Genomic DNA, 4,314 nt, shown 5'->3' with positions numbered 1-4,314 from the left:
GCCCTGCCGCACCTGACCCTCGCCCGCGAGGCCCTGGACCGGTCCGGTGCCGAGCGCGAGGACCCGGGGCTGCTCGGCCGCCTCGCCGCGGATCCCGCCACGGGCGTCCTGCACCTCGTCGGCGGCCGCGCCCCCGTCCGGGACGGCGCGCTGGTCCTCGTCCCGCCGGCCGGGCCCTTCCCGCCCGAGGCCGTGTTCCTGGGCCGCCGCCTGACCGACGCCGCGACCCCCTCCGCCGCCGGCCGCCCGCTCGTGCTCGTCGCGCGCGAGTCGGCGCCTGGGTCGTCCGGGGACGGCGGGCCGACGGAGCCCGCCGAGCCGACCGACGCCCCGACCCGCGACCCCTTGGCCGGGGCGGCCTGGCTGGGGCTGAGGGACGTGGCCGCGGGCCTGTCCGACGCCGACACGGGCCTGTTCGTGGAGGCCGTCGCGATCGCCAACTGGCACGCAGGCCACGGGTTCTGCTCTCGGTGCGGCGGCCGCACGGACACGGAGTCCGCGGGCTGGGTGCGCCGCTGTCGGGACTGCTCGGCCCCGCACTTCCCCCGCACCGACCCCGCGGTGATCATGGCGGTCATGGACGACCAGGACCGGATCCTCCTCGGCTCGAACGCGGCCTGGCCGGCGGGTCGGCACTCGTGCCTGGCCGGGTTCGTGGAGCCGGGCGAGTCCCTCGAGCACGCCGTCGCGCGGGAGGTCCTCGAGGAGGCGGGCATCGTCGTCGTGGACGCGGCGTACCGGGGCTCCCAGCCGTGGCCGTTCCCGCGCTCGCTCATGGTGGGCTACCGGGCGCACGCCCTGCCGGGTCAGGAGCCGGTGGCCGACGGCCACGAGATCCGCTCGGTGCGCTGGTTCACGCGCGACGAGCTCGCGGCCGAGGTCCGGGCGGGCGCCGTGACCCTGCCGGGGGCCGTGTCCATCGCGCGGGCCCTGATCGAGGATTGGTACGGTGGGACGCTGCCGGATCCGACCACGCTGATCTCCTGAGAGGAGGGCTCCGGGCCCCATGAGCACCCCCGACGAGATCCTCCGCGGCCTGGACCCGGAGCAGCGCAAGGCCGCGACCGCCCTGCACGGGCCCGTGTGCATCCTGGCCGGCGCGGGCACGGGCAAGACCCGCGCCATCACCCACCGGATCGCCTACGGCGTGGCCTCCGGCGTGTTCGACCCGCACCGCACCCTCGCCCTGACCTTCACGGCCCGCGCGGCCGCGGAGATGCGGACCCGCCTGCGCGACCTCGGGGTCGACGGCGTCCAGGCCCGCACCTTCCACTCCGCGGCCCTGCGCCAGCTGCAGTACTTCTGGCCGCAGGCCGTGGGCGGGCAGATGCCCACGCTCGTCGAGAACAAGGTGCGCCTGCTCACCGAGGTCGCGCACCGCATGCGCATGACCGTGGACCGGGCCGGCCTCCGCGACCTGGCCGGGGAGATCGAGTGGGCCAAGGTCTCCCTCCACGCCCCCGAGGGGTATGCCGAGGCCGCCCGCGACCGCGAGATGCCGGCCGGCTGGACCGCGACCACGGTCGCCCGGCTCTACACGGGGTACGAGGAGGCCAAGACCGCCCGCAACATGATCGACTTCGAGGACGTCCTCCTCATCCTGGTGGGCATCCTCTCCACGGAGCCGAAGATCGCGGCGACCGTCCGGGAGCAGTACCGCGTCTTCGTGGTGGACGAGTACCAGGACGTCTCCCCGCTGCAGCACCGCCTCCTCGACCTCTGGCTGGGGGATCGGCAGGACCTCTGCGTCGTGGGCGACTCCTCCCAGACCATCTACTCCTTCACGGGCGCGACCTCCCGGTTCCTCACGGGCTTCCGCGAGCGCTACCCCGAGGCCACGATGGTCAAGCTCGTCCGGGACTACCGCTCGAGCCCGCAGATCGTCGGCGCCGCGAACACGCTGCTGGCCGAGCGCACCCAGGCGGGCCTGCGGGACCGGTCCCTGCCGTTCTGGCCGGAGCCGCTCGCCCTGTCCTCGCAGCGTCCCTCGGGCCCGGACGTCGTGTTCGCCGAGTGCCAGGACGACGAGGCCGAGGCCGGCTGGGTGGCCCAGCGGATCCAGGGCCTGTTCGACGACGGCGTGCCGGCCGCGGAGATCGCCGTGCTGTTCCGCACCAACAGCCAGTCCGAGGCGTTCGAGACCGCCCTCTCGGCGGCGGGCATCGGCTACCAGCTGCGCGGCGGGGAGCGGTTCTTCTCCCGCCGGGAGGTCCGCGAGGGCGTCCTGCAGCTGCGCGCCGCGGCGCGCGAGGCGCAGGACCTGGTGGGTGCCGACGTCGTGCAGCGCGTCAAGGACGTGCTCTCCTCCCTGGGCTACTCGGACACCCCGCCCTCGGCATCGGGCGCGGCGCGCGAGCGCTGGGAGTCCCTGCACGCCCTGGTGAACCTGGCCGACCAGCTCGCGGGGACGCGGGAGGACTTCACCCTGGTGCAGCTGGTGGCGGAGCTGGACGAGCGCGCCCAGGCCCAGCACGCGCCCACCGTGCAGGGCGTCACGCTGGCCTCCCTGCACTCGGCGAAGGGCCTCGAGTGGGACGCCGTGTTCCTGGTCGGCCTGTCCGAGGGGCTCATGCCGATCTCCTTCGCGGACACCCCCGCCGAGGTCGACGAGGAGCGCCGTCTGCTCTACGTGGGCATCACGCGCGCCCGCCAGCACCTGCACCTCACCTGGACCCTGGCCCGTTCGGGCGGCGGCCGGGCCAACCGGCGCCCCTCGCGCTTCCTGCGTGCCATCGACCCGACGCTCGGCGGCACCCGCGAGCACGCCCCGGCCGCCGCGATGCCGGCCCGCCGTCCCCGGCGCGGGGCCACCGTGGCCGTGTGCCGCACGTGCGGCCGCCCCCTCGAGACGGGCGCCGAGCGCAAGACCGGGCGCTGCGTGGACTGCCCCGCCCTGTACGACGAGGGCGTGCTGGACGCCCTCAAGGACTGGCGCAGCCACGTGGCGAAGACGGACAAGGTGCCCGCGTTCGTGGTCTTCACGGACGCGACCCTCGAGGCGATCGCCGAGACGATGCCCGCCACGCCGGCCGAGCTGATCAAGGTCAAGGGCGTGGGCAAGTCCAAGCTCGACCGGTTCGGCCAGGACGTCCTCGACCTGCTCCACGGGACCTCCGCGGCCTGAGCCGGAGCACCCGGGACCACTCCCGCCGATTCACGGACGGGCGTCCGCGAGCGCCCCGTCCAGGGACTCCTCCACGGCGGCCAGCGCCGCCGCCCAGTCGTCACCCGTGCCGTCGCCGGCCAGGAGGTCCGCGCACCCGCATCCGGGACGCGTGCGGACGGGGATGCGGGTGAGCCGTCCGGTGGCCGCGTCCACCCGCAGCACGGCCGACGTCGCGTCCCGCCGCCCGGTCAGCACGTCGAGGGCCAGGACCACCGCGCGCAGTGCGTGTCCGGGCTCCCGGGCCGCCCCGGGGTCCTGGCGCGGCGGCGCGGCCGGGGGAGCGGTGAGGGCCGTCCCGGGGACGTCATCCGTGCAGAGGACGCAGCCGGGTGCGCCGCCGCCGGTCCAGGGTCCGGCGCTGACGCCGCGGACGTCGGTGCGGACGGGCAGGAGGGGATGCTGCGCCGCGACGGCGCGGGCGGCCAGATCGGGCAGGCCGGGCAGGTCGACGGCGACCGTGGCCGCCCCGAGGGCGCCCGGTCTCGTGCCGGCCCCCGCATAGACGGGCAACGCGGGCCACGTCCGCGACAGGCGCGCCTCCCAGGCGCGGTCCCGCGGGCGGCCGAGGTCCGCCGGGAGGAGGCCCAGGCCGAGGTCGGACGCCCCCACCGGCGTCGGGTCCCACAGTGCGAGCGCCGCCACCCCTCCGGCCGCGAGCGCGGCGGCCAGCGCACCGCCGGCCGGTCCGAGCCCCGCCACCTGGATCCCCGCCGGGTCGGCGAGCGGACCCCAGTCCCGGGGTCCGTGTGCGTCCGTCGTCGCCATGGCGCCGCCTCCCTCCGCGTCCGGCGCCCCGCGCGCCGGTCCCGCCTCCACCGTGCCACGGGCGCGCGTCGCGTGGTCCGGCCGTCCACAGGGCGCCCGCCCGTCCGGACGCGCCCCGGTGCCGCGCCGCGGGAGAATGGCGGCATGAGCCCGTCCCGCACCGTCACCGACCTCGACTGGCACGGCACTCCGGTGCGCCTGGTGCGCTCCGCCCGGCGCACGCGCACCGTGGCGGCCGTCTGGCGGGAGGGCCGCCTGCAGGTCAGCGTCCCCGCCCGTCTCTCCCGGGCGGAGGAGCGGCGATGGATCGAGCGCATGGTGGACAGGTCCGGGGCCGAGCCGAGTCCGGTCGACGGGGCCGAGGCGGACGGGGCGGGGTGCGC

At 76.6% G+C, this 4,314-nt stretch carries 3 protein-coding genes and 1 pseudogene; 3 read left to right on the top strand and 1 reads right to left on the bottom strand.

The genetic code is table 11. The features are described 5' to 3' along the window. The first annotated feature begins 3 nt into the window (after positions 1-3). Together nudC and MHY29_RS11395 are read left to right on the top strand one after the other, a co-directional pair. Entirely contained in the window at positions 4-987 is a 984-nt protein-coding gene (gene nudC, locus MHY29_RS11400; RefSeq protein WP_370643529.1) for an NAD(+) diphosphatase, read from the top strand. 19 nt (positions 988-1,006) lie between these two features. After that, positions 1,007-3,124, top strand: a complete 2,118-nt coding sequence (locus MHY29_RS11395; protein ID WP_239241309.1) for an ATP-dependent DNA helicase UvrD2 — start codon at positions 1,007-1,009, stop codon at positions 3,122-3,124. A 30-nt stretch (positions 3,125-3,154) separates the two neighbouring features. Here MHY29_RS11395 and MHY29_RS11390 read toward each other — a convergent pair whose 3' ends face one another. Next, the gene (locus MHY29_RS11390; RefSeq protein ID WP_239241307.1) at positions 3,155-3,931 is read right to left on the bottom strand and encodes a dinucleotide-utilizing protein; all 777 of its coding nucleotides are present in this window, start codon (positions 3,929-3,931) and stop codon (positions 3,155-3,157) included. 144 nt (positions 3,932-4,075) lie between these two features. Here MHY29_RS11390 and MHY29_RS11385 point away from each other — a divergent pair. Beyond that, positions 4,076-4,314 (top strand): annotated as a pseudogene (locus MHY29_RS11385) (M48 family peptidase); the annotation flags it as partial.

The sequence above is a fragment of the Micrococcus sp. ACRRV genome, assembly GCF_022346985.1.
GTDB lineage: Bacteria > Actinomycetota > Actinomycetes > Actinomycetales > Micrococcaceae > Micrococcus > Micrococcus porci.
Note: the sequence above shows the minus strand (reverse complement) of the source record. Positions and strands in the feature narration are given on the sequence as shown.